We start from the raw sequence: 20,626 nt of genomic DNA on the forward strand, positions 1-20,626 counted from the left end.
CCGCATCCGACCATTGGAGCCACCATGGCCGAACAGTCCCGCCTCGACAAGGTCATCGCCCTCGCCCGCCACCGCGGGTTCGTGTTCCAAGCGGGTGAGATCTACGGCGGTTCCCGGTCGGCCTGGGACTACGGCCCCCTCGGTACGGAGCTCAAGGAGAACATCCGCCGGCAGTGGTGGCAGACGTTCGTGCGCGGTCGTGGCGACATGGTCGGCCTCGACTCCAGCATCATCCTGCCCAAGCGCGTGTGGGAGGCGTCGGGTCACGTCGCGACCTTCACCGACCCGCTGGTCGAGTGCCTGCAGTGCCACAAGCGCTTCCGCGCCGATAACCTCATCGAGGACTTCGAGGCGCGCAAGGGTCGGAAGGCCGAGAACGGTCTCGCCGACATCCCCTGCCCGAACTGCGGCACCAAGGGGCAGTACACCGAGCCCAAGGCATTCTCCGGTCTGGTCAAGACCTACCTCGGCGTCGTCGACGACGAGTCGGGTCTCTACTACCTGCGCCCCGAGACTGCGCAGGGCATCTTCGTGAACTTCTCGAACGTGCTCACCGCGAGCCGCAAGAAGCCGCCGTTCGGCATCGGCCAGGTCGGCAAGGCGTTCCGCAACGAGATCACGCCCGGAAACTTCATCTTCCGCACTCGCGAGTTCGAGCAGATGGAGATCGAGTTCTTCACGCCGCCGGCCGAAGCGCAGGAGTGGTTCGAGCACTGGGTCGAGGCCTGCTGGAACTGGTTCATCGATCTCGGCATCGACCCCGAGAACATGCGTCAGTTCGACGTGCCGGAGGACGATCGCGCGCACTACTCCGCCGGCACGATCGACGTCGAGTACAAGTTCGGCTTCGCGGGCAAGGAGTGGGGCGAGCTCATGGGCGTCGCGAACCGCACCGACTACGACCTCTCCAGCCACAGCGAGGCGTCCGGCCAGAGCCTGACGTACTTCGACCAGGCAACGGGCGAGCGTTACACCCCCTACGTGATCGAGCCGTCCTTCGGCCTCACGCGCGCGATGATGGCGTTCCTCGTCGACGCCTACCGTGAGGAGCAGGTGCCCAACGCCAAGGGCGGCACCGATGTGCGCACCGTGCTCAAGCTCGACCCGCGCCTGGCTCCGGTCAAGGCCGCCGTGCTGCCGCTGAGCCGCAACGAGAACCTGTCGCCGCTCGCGCGCGAGGTCGCCGACACGCTCCGCAGCTCGTGGGCTGTCGACTTCGACGACGCCGGTGCGATCGGTCGCCGCTACCGTCGTCAGGATGAGATCGGCACCCCGTTCTGCGTCACGGTCGACTTCGACTCCCTCGACGACCGTGCCGTCACCGTGCGCGACCGCGACACCATGGCGCAGGAACGGGTCTCGATCGACGAGCTGCACGCGTACCTGGCCGAGCGCCTGCGCGGCGCCTGAGCACCCGGCATCCGGACCCCGTCGGCCTCATGCAGGCCGGCGGGGTCTTTCATGTGCTCCCGGCCACCGCGCGTGCGTAGCGCTCGGAGAGCAGCTGCAGGCGGGGGATCAGCTCGGGCGGGCTCTCGACCGTGAAGTCCATCATCAGCATGCCGATGTAGGCGGCGACGGTGTCGAGGCTGTCCGCACCAGTGACGAGGATGCAGTGCTCGTCGTCGACCGGCTCGACCACCCCGACTGCGGCGTGGATCCGATCGAGCACCGCCGCGGCCGGCGCATCGATGCGCAGCCGGGCGTGCACGATCCACCCGCTCACGGCGATGGTCCGCATCGCGAACGCCGTGTAGTCGCCGCCGGGCAGCGGCTGGGGATCGAAGCGGCGATAGGTCGGCATCCGCAGCTCCATCCAGTCGACACGGTACGTGCCCCACTCGTCGGTCGCGGGGTTGCGGGCGACCAGATACCAGCGGCGCACCCAGGTGAGCAGCCGATACGGCTCGACCAGCACGGGCGCGCCCTCGTAGTCGAAGCGCAGCCATTCCTCGTTGCGGATCGCGCTCGCGATGGCCTGCAGCGACGCGGCGTCGACCTCGGGGTCCGGTGCGTCGGTGTCGTTGTTCTCCGGGGCGCGGTCGACGCTCGAGCGCAGCGCATCCACCGTGGGGCGCAGGTGCGAGGGCAGCACCTGTTCGAGCTTGGCGAGAGCCCTGGCCCCCGACTCCGCCACCCCGGCGATGCCCGCTGCAGCGCGGAGTCCGATCGTGACAGCCACGGCTTCCTCGTCGTCGAGGAGCAGCGGAGGGAGGCTGCCACCGGCCCCGAGACGGTATCCGCCGACCGATCCGCGCGTGGCGTCGACCGGGTATCCGAGGTCGCGCAGCCGCTCGATGTCGTGCCGCACGGTGCGCGAGGAGACGCCGAGCCGGGCGGCGAGCTCGGTTCCGGAGCGGCCGGGGCCGGTCTGCAGCAGGGCGAGCAGGGCCAGCAGCCGCGCGGTGGGATCGGCCATGAGAGCTCCTCGAAAGTTCTTCATCCATTAGGAACGGATCCAACCTAATGCCCTCGTACCTTCGAGATATGGAAAACACGACGCTCACGTTCCGCCCCTTCACCGTCTCGGTCCCCGCCGCCGAGGTCGCCGATCTCCAGGATCGCCTCGCCCGCACCCGTCTTCCGCAGCCGTCGCCGACGGATGACTGGGACGCCGGCACCCCCAACTCCTACCTGCGCGAGGCCATCGCCGCCTGGCGCGACTTCGACTGGGCCGCTGCTCAGGAGCGGATCAACGCCGTCCCGCACTTCACCACCGAGATCGACGGCCAGACGATCCACTTCATCCACGTGCGGTCGGCTCACGAGAGCGCGACGCCGCTGCTGCTCGCGCACACCTACCCCGGTTCGGCGATCGACTACCTCGACGTGATCGACCGTCTCGTCGACCCGGTGGCGCACGGCGGCCGCGCGGAAGACGCGTTCGACGTCGTCATCCCGGATGCGCCGGGGTACGGCTTCTCGCAGCCGCTCGCCTCTGCGGGGTGGACGACCGCCCGGGTCGCCCAGGCCTACGACCGGCTGATGCGCGGGCTCGGCTACGACAGCTACGGCATCCACGGCTCGGACAACGGCGCCATGGTGGCGCGCGAGCTGGGACTGCTGAACCCGGAGGGTTTCCTCGGACTGCACGTGCTGCAGCTGTTCTCGTTCCCCTCCGGTGACCCGGCGGAGTTCGAGAGGCTGGAGCCCGCGGACTACGCCGGCCTCGAGCACATGCAGTGGTTCCAGTCGGTCGGCGGGTACAACGCGATGAACTCCTCGCGCCCGCAGACCGTGTCGGTGGGGATCAGCGACTCCCCGGTCGGGCTGCTGGCTTACAGCGAGCTGTTCAACTCGTTCGGCAACGGCACCTCCCTCGTACCGCTGGAGAAGATCCTGCTCGAGGTCAGCGTGAACTGGTTCGCGAACGCGGCATCCGGCATGAGCCGCAGCTACCTGGAGAACGCCAGGGCCGACGCCGCGGCCGAAGGCGCCGAGCCGCGCATCAACGCCGCGCGCACCGGAGTCGCGGTCTTCGCCGACGACTTCCAGACGATCCGGGTCTTCGCCGAACGCGACAACTCCAACATCGTGCACTGGAGCCGCTTCGACGAGGGCGGGCACTTCGCCGCTCTGGAGCGCCCCGACCTGCTCGCCGGCGACATCCGCACCTTCTTCGCCGCTCAGGCCTGACTCCTGTCACGTCGGGCCAGACCCACGCTCCTCGCCGAGACCCATCCGCGCAGACGCTGCTGCGGATGGGTCTCGGCGCGCAGCATGGGTCTCGAACCTCGAACCCTGCGAGCATGCTCGCGACGCGACTCAGCCCGTGACGGTGAGCTGCACCTCGGGGGTGCCGCCGGCCTCGACCCAGGCGAGTGAGCGCTCCAGGATGCCACGCAGCACGTCGAGGTCGATCTGCTCGAGGTCCTTGATGTAGAGGCAGCCAACGCCGGTGGTGTGCGGGCCGAGCTTCGCGAGGGCCTCGCTGTGCGCGGCGACGCCGTCGAACAGGTAGATCGTGGTGGCGGCCTTGCGCGGGGCGAAGCCGAGCAGTCCGCTGTCGCCCTCGGTGCCGGTGGGGTAGCGGTAGTGGCAGGATCCGAACCCGATGATCGTGCCCCAGGTCTGCGGTTCGCGTCCGGTGATCTCCTGCATGAGCGCGGTCAGGGTCTCGGCGTCCCGGCGGCGGACCGCGGGGGAGGAGCGGGCGATGAGCCCTGCGACGTCGTCCCCCGTGGGTTTCACTTCGAGGCCTTCGCCGCGGCCTTCATGGCCTTCTTGTGCTCGCGCACCTTCGCGAGCGAGTCCGGCGAGACGATGTCGGCGACGCTGCGGTACGACCCGTCCTCACCATAGGGAGCGGAGGCCTCACGCCACCCCTCGCCCGTGAAGCCGTACTGCTTGCCGAGGAGGGCGAGGAAGATCTTGGCCTTCTGCTCGCCGAAGCCGGGAAGGGCTTTCAGTCGCTTCAGCACCTCGGGCCCCGACGGGTCCCCTTCGGTCCACAGCGTGGCGGCGTCGCCGTCCCAGTCGTCGACGAGGGTCTGGCACAGTGTCTGCACGCGTGTCGCCATGGACCCGGGGAAACGGTGCACGGCCGGAGTCTGCTTGAACGCCTCGAGGAACTCGTCCGGTGCCATGCCAGCGATCGTCGCGGCGTCGGCTGCTCCGGTGCGCTGCTCGATCTTGAGCGGACCGGCGAACGCGGTCTCCATCGGAACCTGCTGGTCGAGCAGCATCCCCACGAGGAGGGCGAGCGGATTGTCGGTCAGCAGCTCGTCGGCGGCGGTGTCTCCGGTGATGTGAAGGGCCATGCCTCCAGTGTCCCACCCACGCGTGCGCCTGTCAGGCGGTGGCGGCGTCCTCCGACGACTCAGCCTCGGGTGCGATGCCGTAGAGCGCGGCCAGTGCTGCGGTGAACTCGTCGGCACGACCCGCGGCGGCGAGCTCGTGAGCGCGCACGGTCGGAGTGTGCAGCAGCACGCCGGAGAGGTGACGCAGGGCCTGTTCGACCTTGCCGTCCTCGTCGCCGCGCGCCCGGGCACGATCGATCTCGCGTTCGAGCAGCTCGAAGATGTGCGAGCGGAAGGCCACGACCGACGGGGTCACGCTCTGACGCGCGCCCACGACATGGAAGGTCTCTGCGGCTTCGCGGACGACGCTGCGAGCGGCATCCGTCGCCTGCAGCTCTTCGAGAGGTGCGTGCAGGCGGATGGTCTCGAGGTCGAGCAGTGCGACCCCTTCGAGGGCAGCGATGGCCGGGTCGACGTTGCGCGGCATGCCGAGGTCGACCACGAGCTGGCTGTGCGCGCCGACGGGGCAGCCTGCTGCGGCGGGACCTGTCGGCAGCTGCAGATGCTCGGGGCCGAGCACGGGCTCCGTGGCCGTGGTACAGGTGATGAGCAGGCTCGAGTGTGCGGCGGTACGGGCGTACTCGTCGGCGGTGATCGGACGGATGCCGTGCTTCGCGGCGAAGACCTCGGCGCGGCCGGAGGGCGAGTACACCGAGATGTTCACGGCGCCGCGCTCGCGGAGCGTGGCGAGAGTGACCGCGGCGTAGGCGCCGGTGCCGACCAGAAGCACGCGCTCGGCGGACCAGTCGGCGATGCGGCTGTCGGCGAGTTCGAGCGCGAGGCGCACGAGCGAGCGGCCGGCACGACCGAGGGCGGTGACGTTCTTGACCTTGCGTTGTGCCTGGCTGGCGCGCTGGAAGAGGCGCTCGAGCTCGGGCGAGGTGGTGCCGTCCTTGCGGGCGGACTTGAGGGCGCGGCGCACCTGGCCGGCGATCTCGCCCTCGCCGGAGACGACGGATTCGAGGCCGGAGGCGACGGAGAAGAGGTGCTCGGCAACGCGTCGACCCGAGTGCACGGTGTAGGCGCCGTCGAGGTCGGCGGCGGAGATGCCGGTCGCGGACTCGACCGCCTCGATCACGGCCTCGACGCCGATGGCGCCGGCGGCGGTGACCGGTTCGTCCATTTCCACGTACGCCTCGAACCGGTTGCACGTCGCCAGGACGACCGCACCCTGCACGCACGGCGTCATGCCCACGATGGTGGGAGCGACGTCGTCGGGGGTGCGGCTCAGGCGTTCGAGCAATTCGAAGGAGGCGGTCTTGTGACTCGCCGTCACACACAGCAGCACAGATCGATTGTACCGGAGCGTCTGCGGGCGAGGGTCCGACCCTTCGAACTCGGCGGCTCCATAAGGCGCGGATGGGAGGATGGACGCATGGCCCTCTCCGACGCCCCGCTCCTGCGCGCCCTCGCCGGCGACCGTCCTGCCCACCCTCCGGTGTGGTTCATGCGACAGGCCGGCCGGTCGTTGCCCGAGTACCGCGAGCTGCGCGTCGGAACCAGGATGCTCGATGCCTGCCTCACCCCTGACCTCGCCGCCGAGATCACTCTGCAGCCGGTGCGTCGCCACGGGGTCGATGCGGCCGTGTTCTTCAGCGACATCGTGATCCCGCTGCGCCTCGCCGGCGTCGATGTCGAGATCGAGCCCGGTCGCGGCCCGGTGTTCGCGAACCCGGTGCGTACGGCAGCCGACGTCGAGCGCATCACCGCGATCGACCCGGACGACCTGGACGGCACGGCCATCGCCGAAGCGGTCCGTCTCGTCACGGCGGAACTGGGCGACACCCCGCTGATCGGGTTCGCGGGCGCGCCCTTCACGCTCGCGGCCTATCTCGTCGAGGGCGGTCCCTCCAAGGAGCACCTGCGGGCCAGGGCCATGATGCACTCCGACCCGGACTCGTGGAACCGTCTGGCTGGCTGGCTGGCCAAGGTCTCTCGCCGCTTCCTCGAGACGCAGCGCGACGCCGGAGCCTCGGTCGTCCAGCTCTTCGACAGCTGGGCAGGATCCCTCAGCACCGCCGACTACCGCGCCTTCGTCGCCCCGCATTCGCACGCGGCGCTTGCAGGCATCGGTCTGCCGACGATCCACTTCGGCGTCGGCACCGGCCCGTTCCTCGCCGATATGCGCCTCGACGGTGCGGCCGACGGGGTGGGAGTCGACTGGCGCCAGCCGCTCGACGAAGCGGCCGCGATCCTCGGACCGGATGTCACGGTGCAGGGCAACATCGACCCGGCGCTCCTCGCAGCCCCGTGGCCGGTGCTCGAGGCCCACGTGCGCGACGTCGTCGAGCGCGGCCGTGCGGCGCGAGCCCACATCCTCAACCTCGGCCACGGCGTTCCTCCGGAGACCGATCCCGACCAGCTCACCCGCATCGTCGAGCTGGCGCACACGATCTGACCTCAGGCCCTCCGTGCCGGCTGCAGGCGGTGCGTGATCCGCAGGTCGTCGAGGGTGAAGCGTCCCTGCGGAAGTGCTTCGCGGATGCGCGCATCGTCGAACGGGCGTGACGGCCGGATCCCGAGGGGTGCTTCCGGAGCGAATGGCGCGGGTTCGCTCACGCCTTCGGCGAGCATCCGCGCCTGGGCCTTCGCGACGAGCGGCACGACCATGGTCCACTCCGTCACCTGCGCCAGCGCGCGCACCATCCATGTCGGCACGGGGACGAAGGCGGGTCGGCGTCCGGCGACGCGGGCGATGCGGCGGATGGCCTCGCCGAGCGTGATCTCGTCGGCCCCCATGACGGCGATCGTCGGTTCCTCGATGCGGCCCTCGAGAGCGGCGACGAGCACATCGACCGCATCCTCGACCGGTACCGGCCGTGCCGTGCGCTCGCGATATCCGACGGTCCAGAAGAACGGCAGGGTCCGCACCGCCTTGGTCACGTGGTCGATCATGTGGTCGCCGGGGCCGTAGATCATGCCGGACTTGAGGATCGTGTGCGGGATGCCGGAGGCGCGCACGATCTCTTCCGCCTCCCACTTCGACTCGTGATAGCCGGACCCGCAGTCGGGGCGTGCCCGGAGGAAGCTGACGAGGACGATGCGCTGCACCCCCGCGCGGCGAGCGGCCTCCACGACGGCTCTCGTGCCGTCGACGTGCACGCGACGGAAGGTCTGCTCTCCGATCTCGCGGTTGATCCCGGCGCAGTGCGCGCCGGCGTCGCACCCCTCGAACGCGGAGGCCAGCGCGTCGACGTCGGTGATGTCGACGCCGTTTCGACGGGAGACGACGACCGCATCGTCGAGACGTTCGGCGAGGTTCCTGCCGACGAAACCGGTACCGCCCGTGATGGCAACTCGCATGATGCCTCTCCTTCGCTCATTAGCTACGCGGCTAAACACTATCTAGCAAAGGTGCTATATTGCAACCATGGCAGACAGCGCGACCGACATCTTCGCAGCGCTGGCGCACCCTACCCGGCGCCAGATCCTGCAGGACCTGAAGGACGGTGAGCTCGCGGCCGGCGAGATCGCGTCGCGCTTCTCCGCGAGCGGCCCGACCATCTCCCGTCATCTGAGCGTTCTCCGCCAGGCCGGACTCATCAGCGAGCGCCGCGACGCCAATCGCATCCTCTACTCCCTCGTAGGCGAGCGCCTGGCTCTCTCGGTCGGCGACTTCCTCTCCACGGTGTGCCCTGAGCAGATCGTGCTGCGCGAGGTGCGCAAGCGCGGGCGCGGTGCGTCGGAGCCCGTCGAGGCGTGAACCGTCCGTCGCCGGGGCCCGACCGGCCCGGTGCGAGAATTGACGCATGAGCCCTGAGCCCTCCGCTGCCGAGCCGTCCGACCTCGCCGCCCGTGCGGCGGACAAGCATGTCATCGTGGTCGGCGGCGGCATCGGGGGCCTCGTCGCTGCGCGGGAGTGCGCCAAGGTCGGGATGCGCGTCACCGTGCTCGAAGCTGCCGACGATCTGGGTGGCGCGATCCGTCGAGTCGATCTGGATGGCGTGATCGTCGATGCCGGCGCCGAGAGCTACGCGACCAGGGGTGGCCTCGTGCGAGCGCTCGTCGAGGAGCTGGGACTGGCCGACCGCATCGTGGTCCCGCAGGCCGGCGGCGCATGGCTCGCCGGCATTCCCGGAGTGGGCGCGGCACCTCTCCCGGCCGGCGGCATCCTCGGCATCCCCGCCAACCCTTTCCAGCCCGACGTCCGCCGCATCATCGGGTGGTCCGGCGTCTGGCGCGCCTATCTGGATCGCGTGCGGCCGCCACTCACGATCGGCCACCAGCTCAGCCTCGGCAAGCTCGTCGCCTCGCGCATGGGGGCGAAGGTGCGGGATCGCCTCGTCGCTCCCGTGACGACCGGTGTCTACTCCGCCTCTCCCGACGACGTCGACATCGATGTCGCGGCGCCCGGACTCAATGCCGCCCTGACCCGGGTCGGCTCCCTCTCGGGGGCTGTGCAGACGCTCCGTGACGAGGCTGCGGCGAAAGCCTCTCACGCCGCGTCGGGGGCGAAGTCGCCAGCAGCGAAGGCCCCCTCTACGACACCGGGAGCCGCCGTGGAGGGACTCTCCGGAGGTATGAGCACCCTCGTCGACGCGCTCGCCGCCGACCTGGTGCGGCTCGACGCCGACGTGCGCACGGGCGTGCGCGTGCGCCGTGTGCGCAAGGTGGGGGCGGCCTGGACTGTCGACGTCGAGGTCGCGCCTACCCGTGAGGTTCCCTCGAGCGTCGACGACGCAGACCCGCTCGTGGTCGAGCTGCAGGCGGCCGTCGAGGATTCCGCGCCGCCCGTGATCGAGGAGCTCGCCGCCGACGCCGTCATCATCGCGACCCCCGAATCCGCAGCGCGGGAACTCCTCGCCTCGGTGGTGCCCGACCTTCTGAAGACAGAGGCCGCAGCCTCTCCCGAGATCGAGATCGTCACCCTCCTCCTCGACGCGCCGGAACTCGCCACCCCGCCCCGCGGTACCGGCGTGCTCACCGTCCCGGGCAGCCACACCGCCAAGGCGCTCACCCACTCGACGGCGAAGTGGGGCTGGGTGCGCGAGGCCGCAGGTGCTCGGCAGATCGTTCGGGTGTCGTTCGGCGCGCAGGGCGAGCCGGCGGCCACCGCGGGCCTGAGCGACGACGCGGCCGCAGACCTGGCGCGGCGAGAAGCCGCCGCCCTGCTCGGCGTCGCCATCGGCCCTGCGGCCGTCGTCGCCTCGCATCGTGGGCGCTTCGTGCAGTCGCAGCCGGCGTCGATCATCGGGTCCGGAGAAAGGCGCACAGCGGCGCGCGCAGCTGTCCAGGCGGTGCCCGGTGTGGCCGCGGTGGGGGCCTGGCTGGCGGGAACGGGGCTCGCTCAGGTGGTCCCGGATGCGCGGGACGAGGCCGACCGTCTGCGACGCGCCCTGTTGTGGGACTGATCGTCGGAGTGGGAGTGCCCTCCGTGTCAACCCTCTGACCCATAGATGCCGAAATCGGCATACGGGGTTACGCTGGGTACCTGGCCGCGGGGTGCGAAAGCCTGCGGCCGGTCCCAACCGGGCGAATCTGGCCGGACTACCGGAACAAGGTGAGGAGACCCCATGAAGGGGAAGATCGGACTCGTCGTCGGGCTCGGCGTGGGCTACGTCCTCGGCACCCGTGCCGGACGTGAGCGCTACGAGCAGATCAAGACGCAGTGGCTCAAGGTGTGGAACCTCGATCCCGTGCAGGAGCAGGTCACCAAGGTCAAGGGCTTCGTCGGCGACAAGGCCGCGGCCGTCCCCGGCGCTCTCTGGACCGGGGTCGTGAAGGTCGCGAAGTCGGTCAGCGGCAACGGCACGCCCGGTCAGCGGCTCGACTCCGCCATCGCCACCGGACGCGAGGCGGCGGAAGACCTCGCCGAGGCGACGGAAGAGGCGGTCGAAGCCGCGAAGGCCACCGCGTCGTCGAATGCCTCGTCGAGCAAGACGTCGACCAAGACCGCAGCCAAGCCCGCCGCGAAGAAGCCCGCGGCCAAGAAGCCGGCTGCGAAGTCCGCCCCCAAGAAGTCCGGCGCCTGACATGCCCCGCGGATACCGCGATCGCGCCGACGACAGCCTGCTGACTCTCCTCGGAGACCTGCCGGAACTCGTCACGAATCTGGTCAAGGCCGAGATCGACGCCGCGAAGGCGTGGATCTCGCGCACCTCGAAGGACGCCGGCATCGGTTCCGTGTGGTTCCTCGTCGCGCTGTTCTTCCTGTTCTGGGCCGTGCCGGTGATCCTCGTGTTCGCGATCGCCGGGCTGTCCTCCTGGTGGCCCGTGTGGCTCTCCGCGATCGCGGTGTTCGGCATCCTGATCCTCGCCGTGCTGCTGTTCGCGCTACTCGGGATCCTCAAGTTCCGCAAGGTGCTCGCGCGCCAGAACCCGGCGCAGGCCGTCGCCGAGGACATCCGACTCGTGAAGGAGGCCGGCGATGACGAATTCTGAGTCGCTGCCGCGTACCGCCGTTCCCGGCGGGATCGTCGACCCCGTCGCCTCGGCCCGCGCCGAGCTGAAGGCCGCCCTCGCGGCGATCGAGGTCAAGGGGAACATCCCACGCCGGGTCGAGAAGGCATCGACGCGTGCGGCGGCGAAGGCCCGCGTGTTCGCGGACCGCAACCCGATCGGGGCGATCGCCGCCGCGGTCGGCATCGCCGCGGCGGTGGGGGGCGCGGTCTGGGCGATCGCGCGCTTCCTCTCGCGCTGAGGTGCAGCATTCCAGGATGCCGTGAGCAGCCCTCGCGGGTGATTAGCGGCTCCTGCGCAAACGAGGCAGACTGGGGAGCATGATGTCCGAAGAGCGCGATGAGAACCCGTCCGGCTTCACCCTCTGGGCTGTCTGGCGACGAAACCCCGACGTCCCTGTGACGGAGACCGACTCGACCGAGCTCGAGACGATCGTCTCCTACATCGAGGACTCCGGAGTCACCGTCCGCGGCTTCTACGACGTCTCCGGCCTCAAGGCCGATGCCGACCTCATGGTGTGGCTGCACGGCGACACCGCCGAGGAACTGCAGAAGGCGCTCCGCCGCCTTCGTCGCACCGAACTCCTGCGTGCGCTGCTCCCGGTGTGGAACGTGATGGGCGTGCACCGCGACGCCGAGTTCAACCGCTCGCACGTTCCGGGCTTCCTCCGCGGGGTCGACCCCAAGGAATGGCTGTGCCTGTACCCGTTCGTGCGCACGCCCGAGTGGTACCTCGCGCCGGAGGAGGAGCGTCGCAAGATGCTCGCCGACCACGGCCGCAAGGGTGCCGCCTTCAAGGGTGTGCTCGCGAACACCGTCGCGTCGTTCGCGCTCGGCGACTACGAGTGGCTGCTTCCGCTCGAGGCCGATGAGCTCACCGACCTCGTCGACATGATGCGCGACCTCCGCTACACCGATGCCCGCATGTATGTGAAGGAGGAGGTGCCCTTCTACACGGGGCGCAGGCTCCGGTTCGACGAGATCGCGGACGTCCTCCAGTAAGCCCATGAGCACCCCCATCCGTCTGGGTACCCGTCGCAGTGCGCTCGCGCAGGCGCAGTCGGGCCATGTCGCCACGGCCCTCGAGAAGCTCTCGGGGCGTCGGGTCGAACTCGTCCCGATCACCAGCGAGGGCGACACGAATCGTGCATCCCTCTCCGAGATCGGCGGCCAGGGCATCTTCGCCACGCGCCTTCGCGAGGCGCTGTTCGCGGGGGAGTGCGATTTTCTCGTGCACTCGTTGAAGGATCTGCCGACGGCGATCCCCGATGGCCTCGTGATCGCCGCGACGCCGAAGCGTGAGGATCCGCGCGATGTGGTCCTCACCCGCGACGGCACCGCACTGCACGAACTGCGCTCCGGCAGCACGGTCGGAACCGGTTCGCCGCGGCGTATCGCGCAGGTGCGTCGTCGGGCGCCGGGCGCCGAGGTGGTCGACATCCGCGGCAACGTCGACTCCCGTCTCGCCCGGGTCGCGTCCGGGGAGCTGGATGCGGTGATCCTCGCGGCGGCGGGCCTCTCGAGACTCGGAGCGAAGTCTCCGCTGCGACGGGAAGAGCTCGGTCTCGCCGAATGGCCGACCGCGCCCGGGCAGGGATCGCTCGCCGTCGAGACCCGTGCCGATGCACCGGAAGAGCTGCTCGCGGCTCTCGCCGGTCTCGACGACGCCGACACCCGTCTGGCCATCACCGTCGAGCGCGCGATCCTGCAGGGACTGGATGCCGGATGCCAGGCGCCGATGGCCGCGCACGCCGTGGTGGACGGCTCCTCGATCCGGGTCAGGACGGTCGTCTATGCCGCTGACGGAGGGCGCCGGATCGGCCTCGACGTCACCGAAGACCTGAACGGGGAGTATATTCGTCGGAACGGCAGTGGCAATGGAGCGGATGCTGCCGATGGTGCAGACCCGATGCACGCAGCGCGCGAGCTCGGGTTCACTGTTGCCCGTCGGCTGCTCGATCAAGGGGCGGCCGGCCTCGTATCCCGAGAGCAATCCTCATGACCACTTCCGAAATCAAGCAGGACCGACCGCTGGACGGCTGGCGCATCCTCGTGCCCCGTGGCGGGCCGTGGGGCGACAGCGTCGCCGCGAGTCTGCGCGCGCTGGGCGCCGTGCCCGTCGTCGCGCCGCTCATCAACTTCGCGCCGACGACCGATCAGGCGACGCTCGACTCCGCGCTCGCGCAACTGGCCGCGGGGGAGTTCGACTGGCTGACCGTCACCAGCGCCACCACCGTCGACGTGCTCTTCGCGCACCGGGCCGTCGTGCCGCGTGCGACCAAGATCGCCGCCGTCGGTGAGACGACCGCCGCGGCTCTGCAGGCGGTCGGCTACGAGGTGACGCTGGTTCCCGAGCAGGACAACTCCGCCGAGGGGATGGCGCAGCAGCTCATCGCCCTCGAGAAGGAGCCGCGCCGTATCCTCGCCCTGCGCAGCGAGATCGCGAAGCCGGTGCTGAGCCGGTTGCTCTCCGAGGCTGGTCACGACGTGCACGGCGTCGTCGCCTATCGCACGGTGGGAGTGCCGGTGACGGAGCGCATCCGCCGCGACGTCGAGAACGGACGGATCAACGCGATCCTGATCACCAGTGGGTCGGTCGCCGAGCAGGTGCGCGAGCAGTTCCCGGAGATCCCGGACGAGACGCTGCTCGCCGCGATCGGACCGCGGACCGCGAAGGACGCGCAGCGTGCGGGCCTGCCCGTGTCGGTCGTCGCCGACCGCCAGACCGTCGACGCGCTCATCGATGCGGTCTCGCACTTCACTCTTCCGCACGCGGCCGACGAGTTCGCGCCGTGAGCTTTCCCGACGTTCGACTGAGGCGTCTGCGGCAGTCGCGGGCGGTGCGAGATCTCGTGCGTGAGACCTCGCTGCAGCCTCGACAGCTCGTGCTTCCGCTCTTCGTGCGCGAAGGCATCTCCGAGCCCGTGCAGATCGGCTCGATGCCCGGCGTCGCTCAGCACTCCCTGGATTCACTGCGCGCGGCGGCGGTCCAGGCGGCGGAGACCGGTGTCGGCGGAGTGATGCTGTTCGGCGTGCCCGCCGTCCGCGACGCCGTCGGGTCGGGAGCCGACGATCCGCACGGCATCCTGAACGTCGCGACCGAGGCGCTGGCCGCCGAGGTCGGCGACGCGCTCGTCGTGCAGACCGACCTGTGCCTGGACGAGTTCACCGATCACGGCCACTGCGGCGTTCTGGCCGCCGATGGCTCCGTCGACAACGACGCGACTCTCGAGCGGTACACCTCGATGGCGCTCGCACAGGCGCGCGCAGGTTCTCAGCTGCTGGGGCTCTCCGGGATGATGGACGGCCAGGTCGCGGTGATCCGCCGGGCGCTCGACGCCGAGGGGTTCACCGACACCCTCCTGCTCGCGTATGCCGCGAAGTACGCCAGCGCCTTCTACGGACCCTTCCGCGAGGCTGTCGACTCTCAGCTCACCGGCGATCGTCGCACGTACCAGCTCGACCCGGGCAACCGGCGCGAGGGTGTGCGCGAGGCCGTCGTCGATGAGGCCGAGGGGGCCGACATCGTCATGGTGAAGCCGGCGATGGCCTTCCTCGACGTGCTGCGCGAGGTGCGCGACACCGTGAGTATTCCAGTGTGGGCATATCAGGTCTCCGGCGAGTACGCCATGATCGAGGCCGCCGGTGCGAACGGGTGGATCGACCGTCGCGCGGCCATCCTCGAGTCCCTTCTCTCCATCCGCCGCGCCGGTGCGGATGCGGTGCTCACCTACTGGGCCACCGAAGCGGCCGGCTGGCTGCGCGACTGACTTCTGCGAGGAGCTCTCCTTCATGACCGACCGCAACGACGACCTGTTCTCCGCTGCCCGCGCGGTGATTCCCGGTGGGGTCAATTCTCCGGTGCGCGCCTACGGATCGGTCGGCGGCACGCCGCGGTTCCTCGCCTCGGCGAAGGGCGCGAGGGTCACCGATGCCGCCGGTCGCGAGTACGTCGATCTCGTCGCCTCGTGGGGTCCTGCGCTTCTCGGGCATGCGCACCCGGAGATCGTCGCCGCGGTGCAGGAAGCCGCGTCCCGTGGGCTCTCGTTCGGCGCTCCGACCGAGGGCGAGGTCGAACTCGCCGCGCTGATCGCCGACCGTGTGCGGTTCGGTGAGACCCGACCCATCGAGCGCGTGCGCCTGGTCTCCACGGGCACCGAGGCGACCATGACGGCCATCCGCCTCGCGCGCGGTGCCACCGGTCGCGACCTGCTCGTGAAGTTCGCCGGTCACTACCACGGCCACTCCGACGGCCTTCTCGCGGAGGCAGGTTCCGGCGTCGCGACGCTCGCGCTGCCGGGCTCCGCCGGGGTGCCCGCGCCGATCGCCGCCCAGACCCTCGTGATCGGCTACAACGACCCGGAGGCTCTGGCCGCCGTGTTCGCCGAGCACGGTCAGCGCATCGCCGCCGTCATCGTCGAGGCCTCGGCTGCGAACATGGGCGTGGTCGCTCCGCTGCCCGGATTCAACCGTCTGATCGCCGAGACCGCGCATGCTCATGGCGCACTGATGATCCTCGACGAGGTGCTCACCGGATTCCGGGTGCACCCGGCCGGATTCTGGGGGCTGCAGGCCGCCGCCGGCGAGGACTACCTGCCCGACATCTTCACGTTCGGCAAGGTCGTCGGCGGGGGCATGCCGCTGGCCGCGCTCGGTGGACGTGCCGAGGTCATGGACCTGCTGGCCCCGCTCGGGCCGGTCTACCAGGCGGGCACACTGTCCGGAAACCCGCTCTCGGTCGCTGCGGGTCTCGCGACGCTGCGGCTCGCGACCCCCGAGGTCTATGCGACCGTCGACGCCGCATCCGCTCGGGTGTCCACCGCGCTCGACGCCGCGCTCACGTCGGCCGGTGTCACGCACGCGGTGGCCACCGCCGGCAACCTGTTCAACGCTTCTTTCCGGGCCTCGGCGCCGCGCAACTATGCCGAAGCGCAGGCGCAGGAGTCGTTCCGCTACGCGCCGTTCTTCCACTCGCTGCGCGAGCAGGGCGTCGCTCTTCCGCCGAGCGTGTTCGAAGCCTGGTTCCTCACCGCCGCACACGGCGAGGAGGAACTGCAGCAGATCGAGGCCGCACTTCCAGTCGCTGCGGCTGCCGCGGCGGCCGCACGTCCGTAGGCGCGAGTCCGGTCAGACGAACATGACGCGGCGCGGTGACGCGTCTGTGTAGACGCGGCCGAGTGGGCTGGTCCACTCGATGTCGCCTCCGGGGAGCTGTCTCGCACGCCAACGGTGCTTCTCGGCGATGTCGGGGTGCTTCAGCGAGTGGTGTCCCACGCAGAAGTGGCTGAGGTTGTCGATCGACGTGCTTCCGCCCTTGGCATGGTCGTGATTGTGATCGACCTGACACCTGTGGACCGGTGTGCGGCACCCGGGGAATCGACAATGCTGATCGCGGGCCTGAAGGTGCCGCCGCATCGCCGTCGTCGGGGCGTAGGAGGCTGTGGCTGTCACGGTGCCCGCGCCGTCGAGGAAGAGGCGGGACCAGCCTCCGTTGCGACCGGCGAGATCGCGGGCGACGTCGGGATGCAGCGCCCCGATCCCATCGAGCTCGGCCGGCCGTTCGTCTCCTCCTGCCAGCGTCTCGGCAGCGATCGTGACCTGAATGCGCGCCCGGATGCTCTCCAGCGCGGTGCCCTCGGCCGTAGAGGGGTCGGTGGTCAGGAGTAGGTCGCTGAGCAGGTCGGCGCGCACCGCATCGATGCCGCGCTCGTCGGTCAGGAGGGGCGGGCCGCCGAGGGATGGATCGGTCGTGAAGGTGTCGCCCTCACCGAAGATGACGTGGGCATCGAATCGGGTGTCGTCGACGGGATACCTGTTGAGCACAGGGTCGTCTCGGCGGGAGTCGTCGGCGGCGAGATCCTGCAGGAAGACCTGGTCGGTGCCCGAGTCGAGCTCGTCCGGAGACAGCATCGGCACCTCGTCGGCGCGAGCGGCGCGATCACCCCGGGTGGCGATGACGTGCTGTGCGAGCCGCGTCAGGCGGTCGAGAATCGCGTGGGCGAGGTACTCCGGAAGCACGACCTGGAGCAGTGCGAGGCCGTCGTCGAGCGCCCTCAACGTGACCGATCGTTCGCCGTGGGCCCGTCGGTGACGCTCGACCACGGTCTCGCCGGCGAGGGAGGAGGCGATCTGGCGCACCATCGTGCGGGTGCGCGCGGGAGAGTCCTGTTCGGCCACGACGAGCGCCGCCGTGTCATAGACGGTGAGGGTCTCGGCGTCTACTCGACCCTCGCGGACCCCCTGCCGCACGATGATTCCCTCCCGCACGATCTCTCGGACATGGGCCGCACTGAGCGCACCGCGGCGGAACGCGTCTCGCACGATGGGGTGCTCGGCCTCGAGGAAGTGGGCGTCGCTGAAGGCGTACTCGATGCTGCCCTTCGACATGCGACCGGCCGCAGAGTACTCCGCGATCATCGACCGATGGATCGAATCGCGATGCTGCGGCTGCTCGCGGACATCGTCGTCGAGCAGCCGAAGTCGATCGGCGAGGAGGGCGGAGGCTTCAGCTTCGAGCGCCGCGATGCCTCGCCGCTTCTCCGCCCAGGCATCGAGCAGGGCCTCGCGCTGATCGATGCTGTTCGCAGATGCCTTCATTCTTCGAGTATAGTACATATGTTCGAACGACGGAAGGGGAATCATGATGACTGGTGCTGATCGACAAGGGATCGTTGCGTTCCTGTGAGCAACTTCCAGACAACTGGCAGGGCCGCGCTGGCAGACTGGGGGACATGGTGACGTTGCTGCTGGACCAGACGCAACTGGAGGTCGTGCTCTCGCCGATCGAACGTGCCGCCACCTTCCACCGTGACAACCTCCGTATCGCGCGCGACACCATCACCAAGGTGCAGCTGACGGAAGACGCCTGGACCTGGCTCCGCGGCGTCCCGAACCCGGGGACGCACATTCCCGGTGTTCTCGCCGCAGGCAGCTGGAAGGCCGCGGGCAGCCTCGACTTCGTGCTGATCCGCCGGCGTCGCCCGAGCGTCGTGATCGATCTCGAAGGCGACCCGCAATACCGCCGACTGATCCTCACCACCAGCCACGGGCTCGCGCTCACTCAGGCACTCCGGCTCGATGTCTCGACCGAACCGGCGAACGTCGAGGAGATCGTGGCCACGGCACCGATCCCGGTCTCGAAGGGACGACGACGCCCCGTCATCCGCCCCCGGCCCGCCTGACGCCGACGTCGGTAAGCCGTGCCTCGCGATGCACGGCCTCCCTTCAACGCAGAACGCCCTCCAGACCCGCAGGTCCGGAGGGCGTTCTCGTCGGCGAGGCGCTCAGCCGTGCTGGTGATCCCCGTCGTGGTTCTCGCCGTCGTGGTTCTCGCCGTCGTGGTTCTCGCCGTCGTGGTTCTCGCCGTCGTGGTTCTCACCGGTGTTCTCGTCAGAGTCATCGGGAGTCGTCTCGTCGCCTTCCGCGGAACCCTCGGCCAGGGGCACGGTGTCGATGACGCCCGTGGAGGCGACGCTCCAGTGTGCGTTCTCCGCGGGGGCCTCCGGCGTATCGCCGTCCGCAGCCTCGAAGTCCGCAACCTCGCTGTCCGCAGCCTCGCTGTCCGACGCCTCGCCCTGGGCGGGCTCGTCCTCTGCGCCCAACGGGTAGTCCTTGGGCTCGTCCTCGTAGTACGCGCGGGCGGCGGCCGCGAGCATGGAACTCACCGCTGCAGAGCGCGGGTCCTCCTCGTCATCGTCGGAAGAGCTGGTGTCCTCGGTGTCGGCGGATGAGGGGCCATCGCTGTGGGAGGACAGCGCGTCCGATTCCGTGGCGACCGATGCGTCGTCGAGATCCGCGAAGATCTCGACCCCGCTGTGGTCCTCGTCACCGGAGGTCAGGTCGGACGGCGTCGTGTCTGCGGTGTCCGCCGGCACGGCGGCGCCGAACAGGATCTCATCGAAGGATCGAGCCGGAGCCTGTTCGTCGGTGGACTGTTCGCCGAGGGTCGGAGCGTCGCCCACCTCGAACGGACCCGAGGCGACGTCGCCGGACTCGCCGATCGATGCTTCTTCGCCCGGTGTTTCGTCGACAGAAGCCTCTTCGTCCGGAGCGTCTTCGGCGGGAGTCTCCTCCTCGGACGTCGACTCTCCGGTCGCGATCGTATCGATGGAATCCACGTCGGCGGAGGACTCGTCCGCAGCGCTCTCCGCGCTCTCTGCCATGGAGGCCTCGGATGCGTCGGACACGTCGGATGCGTCAGAGCCGACGGAGGCTGCCAGATTCGAGGCCACGGCCTCGCCTGCGGGAGCAGACGCAGCCTCGGCCGCCCAGGCGGCTGCTGCGGCCACCGGGATGGCGACCACGGAGTCGGCGGGTGCCGGAGATGCTTCTTCGGGAGCGGCCTCTGCGGGAGTCGACTCCTCGGGCGCAATCTCCGGGGTGTTCGGCGCGACGAGCGGGGTCGCCGTTGCGGGAGCGCTCGGCGCGAACCGGCCACCCCGCATCAGGTCGATGAAGACGTCTTCGAGAGTCGGCCCGCGCTGCACCAGGGTGCTCAGGGCGATGCCTGCGTCGGCCGCGACGGCTCCCACGGTCTCGGCGTCTCCGCCGCGCACGGTCAGACCCGAGCGCAGCACTTCGATGTCGAACCCGGCCGCAGCGAGCGCGGACGTCAGCCCGGCGCGATCCGCGGCGTCCACGATCACGGAGCCGCCCTTGGGGTCGGCGAGCGTCTCGATTCCGCTGGCCAGCACGAGCGTGCCCTTCGAGAGCACGAGCACGTTGTCGGCGACCTGTTCGACCTCGCTGAGGACGTGCGACGACACGAGGACCGTGCGTCCCTCGTCGGCGAGGCGACGCATCAGGAGTCGCATCCAGCGGATCCCCTCGGGGTCGAGTCCGTTGGCCGGCTCGTCGAAGACGAGGGCCCCGGGGTCGCCGAGGAGCGCGTTCGCGACGCTGAGCCGCTGACGCATGCCGAGCGAGAAGCCGCCGATGCGGGAGTCGCCCTCGCCCTCGAGGCCGACCAGGGAGAGCACTTCGCCGACGCGTGCCAGCGGGATGCCGTTCGCCTTGGCGGCGATGGTCAGCTGACGCTCGGCGGTGCGACGGGGACGGTAGACGGTCTCTTCGAGTACCGCGCCGATCGTGCGCAGCGGCTGGCGGAGCTCGGCATACGTCGTGCCGCCGATCGTCGCCGTGCCGGATGTGGCGCGCACCTGGCCGAGCAGGATGCGCAACGTGGTGGTCTTGCCGGCTCCGTTCGGGCCGAGGAAGGCGGTGACGGCTCCGGGCTCGACGCGCGCGGAGAAGTCCGAGACGGCGGTCACCTCATTGAAGCGCTTCGTCACGTGCGTGAACTCGAGCACCTGTCCTTCAGGCATCCGTGACCTCTCGTCGCATTTGAACAGTTCCTCCCTATCCTGCCGGAAAACCCTGTCGGATCCCGCATTTCGCGCGGAATGACGCCCTTGCCGAAAGGGGTAGCCT

The 20,626-nt window shown here is 69.7% G+C and carries 21 protein-coding genes; 14 read left to right on the top strand and 7 right to left on the bottom strand.

Annotation, left to right across the window (positions count from 1 at the left end):
- Nucleotides 1–24: 24 nt before the first annotated feature.
- Nucleotides 25–1,410: a glycine--tRNA ligase gene (locus GLO27_RS13515; protein WP_029258549.1), complete on the top strand. Its 1,386-nt coding sequence runs from the start codon at nucleotides 25–27 to the stop codon at nucleotides 1,408–1,410.
- Between the two features lie 49 nt (nucleotides 1,411–1,459).
- Here GLO27_RS13515 and GLO27_RS13520 read toward each other — a convergent pair whose 3' ends face one another.
- Nucleotides 1,460–2,419 (bottom strand): WYL domain-containing protein, encoded by a 960-nt coding sequence (locus tag GLO27_RS13520; RefSeq protein ID WP_167255338.1) that lies wholly within the window; start codon nucleotides 2,417–2,419, stop codon nucleotides 1,460–1,462.
- Nucleotides 2,420–2,487: 68 nt separating this feature from the next.
- Between GLO27_RS13520 and GLO27_RS13525 the strand changes: the two genes are divergently transcribed.
- Nucleotides 2,488–3,636 (top strand): epoxide hydrolase family protein, encoded by a 1,149-nt coding sequence (locus GLO27_RS13525; protein ID WP_167255340.1) that lies wholly within the window; start codon nucleotides 2,488–2,490, stop codon nucleotides 3,634–3,636.
- Nucleotides 3,637–3,765: 129 nt separating this feature from the next.
- Here GLO27_RS13525 and GLO27_RS13530 read toward each other — a convergent pair whose 3' ends face one another.
- Genes GLO27_RS13530 through GLO27_RS13540 form a run of 3 tightly spaced genes read right to left on the bottom strand, consistent with a single transcriptional unit; the run spans nucleotide 3,766 to nucleotide 6,087 of the window.
- Complete coding sequence (locus GLO27_RS13530) at nucleotides 3,766–4,191, bottom strand: DUF1801 domain-containing protein (RefSeq protein WP_021198258.1); 426 nt, start codon at nucleotides 4,189–4,191, stop codon at nucleotides 3,766–3,768.
- Entirely contained in the window at nucleotides 4,188–4,760 is a 573-nt protein-coding gene (locus GLO27_RS13535) for an HhH-GPD-type base excision DNA repair protein (protein ID WP_021198259.1), read from the bottom strand. The genes GLO27_RS13530 and GLO27_RS13535 overlap by 4 nt, the downstream gene beginning before the upstream one ends.
- Nucleotides 4,761–4,791: 31 nt before the next feature.
- Nucleotides 4,792–6,087, bottom strand: coding sequence for a glutamyl-tRNA reductase (locus tag GLO27_RS13540; RefSeq protein WP_167255342.1), 1,296 nt, complete (start codon nucleotides 6,085–6,087; stop codon nucleotides 4,792–4,794).
- Nucleotides 6,088–6,174: 87 nt separating this feature from the next.
- Between GLO27_RS13540 and hemE the strand changes: the two genes are divergently transcribed.
- On the top strand, nucleotides 6,175–7,197 hold the full coding sequence (hemE, locus tag GLO27_RS13545) for a uroporphyrinogen decarboxylase (RefSeq protein ID WP_029267869.1): 1,023 nt from the start codon (nucleotides 6,175–6,177) through the stop codon (nucleotides 7,195–7,197).
- A gap of 2 nt (nucleotides 7,198–7,199) precedes the next feature.
- Here the strand turns inward: hemE and GLO27_RS13550 are convergent, their stop codons facing one another.
- Entirely contained in the window at nucleotides 7,200–8,102 is a 903-nt protein-coding gene (locus GLO27_RS13550; RefSeq protein ID WP_167255344.1) for an NAD-dependent epimerase/dehydratase family protein, read from the bottom strand.
- 67 nt (nucleotides 8,103–8,169) lie between these two features.
- On the opposite strand from GLO27_RS13550, the gene GLO27_RS13555 reads away from it, so the two are divergent.
- The 10 genes from GLO27_RS13555 to GLO27_RS13600 all read left to right on the top strand — a co-directional run bounded on the left by GLO27_RS13555 (nucleotide 8,170) and on the right by GLO27_RS13600 (nucleotide 16,312).
- Nucleotides 8,170–8,502 (top strand): metalloregulator ArsR/SmtB family transcription factor, encoded by a 333-nt coding sequence (locus GLO27_RS13555; RefSeq protein WP_021198263.1) that lies wholly within the window; start codon nucleotides 8,170–8,172, stop codon nucleotides 8,500–8,502.
- 46 nt (nucleotides 8,503–8,548) lie between these two features.
- Nucleotides 8,549–10,150, top strand: coding sequence for an FAD-dependent oxidoreductase (locus GLO27_RS13560; RefSeq protein ID WP_021198264.1), 1,602 nt, complete (start codon nucleotides 8,549–8,551; stop codon nucleotides 10,148–10,150).
- Nucleotides 10,151–10,312: 162 nt separating this feature from the next.
- Nucleotides 10,313–10,771: a hypothetical protein gene (locus GLO27_RS13565; protein ID WP_021198265.1), complete on the top strand. Its 459-nt coding sequence runs from the start codon at nucleotides 10,313–10,315 to the stop codon at nucleotides 10,769–10,771.
- A 1-nt stretch (nucleotide 10,772) separates the two neighbouring features.
- Complete coding sequence (locus GLO27_RS13570; protein ID WP_021198266.1) at nucleotides 10,773–11,180, top strand: phage holin family protein; 408 nt, start codon at nucleotides 10,773–10,775, stop codon at nucleotides 11,178–11,180.
- Nucleotides 11,167–11,439: a hypothetical protein gene (locus GLO27_RS13575; RefSeq protein ID WP_021198267.1), complete on the top strand. Its 273-nt coding sequence runs from the start codon at nucleotides 11,167–11,169 to the stop codon at nucleotides 11,437–11,439. The genes GLO27_RS13570 and GLO27_RS13575 overlap by 14 nt, the downstream gene beginning before the upstream one ends.
- A 79-nt stretch (nucleotides 11,440–11,518) precedes the next feature.
- Nucleotides 11,519–12,199: a hydrogen peroxide-dependent heme synthase gene (gene hemQ, locus GLO27_RS13580; protein WP_021198268.1), complete on the top strand. Its 681-nt coding sequence runs from the start codon at nucleotides 11,519–11,521 to the stop codon at nucleotides 12,197–12,199.
- A gap of 4 nt (nucleotides 12,200–12,203) precedes the next feature.
- Complete coding sequence (hemC, locus tag GLO27_RS13585) at nucleotides 12,204–13,199, top strand: hydroxymethylbilane synthase (RefSeq protein ID WP_021198269.1); 996 nt, start codon at nucleotides 12,204–12,206, stop codon at nucleotides 13,197–13,199.
- Nucleotides 13,196–13,993: a uroporphyrinogen-III synthase gene (locus GLO27_RS13590; RefSeq protein ID WP_021198270.1), complete on the top strand. Its 798-nt coding sequence runs from the start codon at nucleotides 13,196–13,198 to the stop codon at nucleotides 13,991–13,993. Before hemC ends, GLO27_RS13590 begins: the two co-directional genes overlap by 4 nt.
- On the top strand, nucleotides 13,990–14,967 hold the full coding sequence (gene hemB / locus GLO27_RS13595; protein WP_167255346.1) for a porphobilinogen synthase: 978 nt from the start codon (nucleotides 13,990–13,992) through the stop codon (nucleotides 14,965–14,967). Before GLO27_RS13590 ends, hemB begins: the two co-directional genes overlap by 4 nt.
- Nucleotides 14,968–14,989: 22 nt before the next feature.
- Nucleotides 14,990–16,312, top strand: a complete 1,323-nt coding sequence (locus tag GLO27_RS13600) for a glutamate-1-semialdehyde 2,1-aminomutase (protein ID WP_167255348.1) — start codon at nucleotides 14,990–14,992, stop codon at nucleotides 16,310–16,312.
- Between the two features lie 12 nt (nucleotides 16,313–16,324).
- Here the strand turns inward: GLO27_RS13600 and GLO27_RS13605 are convergent, their stop codons facing one another.
- Nucleotides 16,325–17,794 (bottom strand): HNH endonuclease signature motif containing protein, encoded by a 1,470-nt coding sequence (locus GLO27_RS13605; protein ID WP_167255351.1) that lies wholly within the window; start codon nucleotides 17,792–17,794, stop codon nucleotides 16,325–16,327.
- Nucleotides 17,795–17,928: 134 nt separating this feature from the next.
- Here GLO27_RS13605 and GLO27_RS13610 point away from each other — a divergent pair, with 134 nt between their 5' ends.
- Nucleotides 17,929–18,378, top strand: coding sequence for a hypothetical protein (locus GLO27_RS13610; protein WP_167255353.1), 450 nt, complete (start codon nucleotides 17,929–17,931; stop codon nucleotides 18,376–18,378).
- Between the two features lie 102 nt (nucleotides 18,379–18,480).
- Here the strand turns inward: GLO27_RS13610 and GLO27_RS19625 are convergent, their stop codons facing one another.
- A complete protein-coding gene (locus GLO27_RS19625) occupies nucleotides 18,481–20,520 on the bottom strand; it encodes an ATP-binding cassette domain-containing protein (RefSeq protein ID WP_208323793.1) in 2,040 nt (679 codons plus the stop codon).
- Between the last annotated feature and the right edge of the window lie 106 nt (nucleotides 20,521–20,626).

The sequence above is a fragment of the Microbacterium sp. Be9 genome (genome assembly GCF_011754135.1).
Taxonomy (GTDB): Bacteria; Actinomycetota; Actinomycetes; order Actinomycetales; family Microbacteriaceae; genus Microbacterium; species Microbacterium maritypicum_A.

Excerpts from the sequence above, each read along its gene's own strand:
- GLO27_RS13515 (WP_029258549.1), top strand. The coding sequence starts at position 25 with ATGGCCGAACAGTCCCGCCTCGACAAGGTCATCGCCCTCGCCCGCCAC.
- GLO27_RS13520 (WP_167255338.1), bottom strand. The coding sequence starts at position 2,419 with ATGGCCGATCCCACCGCGCGGCTGCTGGCCCTGCTCGCCCTGCTGCAG.
- GLO27_RS13525 (WP_167255340.1), top strand. The coding sequence starts at position 2,488 with ATGGAAAACACGACGCTCACGTTCCGCCCCTTCACCGTCTCGGTCCCC.
- GLO27_RS13535 (WP_021198259.1), bottom strand. The coding sequence starts at position 4,760 with ATGGCCCTTCACATCACCGGAGACACCGCCGCCGACGAGCTGCTGACC.
- hemE (WP_029267869.1), top strand. The coding sequence starts at position 6,175 with ATGGCCCTCTCCGACGCCCCGCTCCTGCGCGCCCTCGCCGGCGACCGT.
- GLO27_RS13550 (WP_167255344.1), bottom strand. The coding sequence starts at position 8,102 with ATGCGAGTTGCCATCACGGGCGGTACCGGTTTCGTCGGCAGGAACCTC.
- GLO27_RS13555 (WP_021198263.1), top strand. The coding sequence starts at position 8,170 with ATGGCAGACAGCGCGACCGACATCTTCGCAGCGCTGGCGCACCCTACC.
- GLO27_RS13560 (WP_021198264.1), top strand. The coding sequence starts at position 8,549 with ATGAGCCCTGAGCCCTCCGCTGCCGAGCCGTCCGACCTCGCCGCCCGT.
- GLO27_RS13565 (WP_021198265.1), top strand. The coding sequence starts at position 10,313 with ATGAAGGGGAAGATCGGACTCGTCGTCGGGCTCGGCGTGGGCTACGTC.
- GLO27_RS13570 (WP_021198266.1), top strand. The coding sequence starts at position 10,773 with ATGCCCCGCGGATACCGCGATCGCGCCGACGACAGCCTGCTGACTCTC.
- GLO27_RS13575 (WP_021198267.1), top strand. The coding sequence starts at position 11,167 with ATGACGAATTCTGAGTCGCTGCCGCGTACCGCCGTTCCCGGCGGGATC.
- hemQ (WP_021198268.1), top strand. The coding sequence starts at position 11,519 with ATGATGTCCGAAGAGCGCGATGAGAACCCGTCCGGCTTCACCCTCTGG.
- hemC (WP_021198269.1), top strand. The coding sequence starts at position 12,204 with ATGAGCACCCCCATCCGTCTGGGTACCCGTCGCAGTGCGCTCGCGCAG.
- GLO27_RS13590 (WP_021198270.1), top strand. The coding sequence starts at position 13,196 with ATGACCACTTCCGAAATCAAGCAGGACCGACCGCTGGACGGCTGGCGC.
- GLO27_RS13600 (WP_167255348.1), top strand. The coding sequence starts at position 14,990 with ATGACCGACCGCAACGACGACCTGTTCTCCGCTGCCCGCGCGGTGATT.
- GLO27_RS13605 (WP_167255351.1), bottom strand. The coding sequence starts at position 17,794 with ATGAAGGCATCTGCGAACAGCATCGATCAGCGCGAGGCCCTGCTCGAT.
- GLO27_RS13610 (WP_167255353.1), top strand. The coding sequence starts at position 17,929 with ATGGTGACGTTGCTGCTGGACCAGACGCAACTGGAGGTCGTGCTCTCG.
- GLO27_RS19625 (WP_208323793.1), bottom strand. The coding sequence starts at position 20,520 with ATGCCTGAAGGACAGGTGCTCGAGTTCACGCACGTGACGAAGCGCTTC.